1 pseudogene is annotated in these 204 nt (G+C 55.9%); it reads left to right on the forward strand.

Going from position 1 to position 204, the window contains the following annotated elements:
• Positions 1 to 80, forward strand: a pseudogene (locus tag ADK28_RS31730) (chemotaxis protein CheW); the annotation flags it as partial.
• Positions 81 to 204: the final 124 nt, after the last annotated feature.

Raw genomic sequence — 204 nt, forward strand, 5'->3', positions numbered from 1 at the left:
TGCTGATCCTGGTGGATATCGAAAAGCTGCTGAGCAGCGAAGAGATGTCGCTGGTCGACAGCGTGGCGAAAAGCGTCTGATTTCAGACTCAAGGGGCGGGGCGCCGCCCCCTTTAACCTTCACTTTCCCTGATCTGTCGCGATGGCCTCAGCCGCGCCCGGAACCCCCACTAAAAATAGTTACTTTCCCGCATAAAGTTTTGCC

Origin of the sequence: Serratia sp. 506_PEND, from assembly GCF_001076875.1 — a bacterium.
Classification (GTDB): Bacteria; Pseudomonadota; Gammaproteobacteria; order Enterobacterales; family Enterobacteriaceae; genus Serratia; species Serratia marcescens.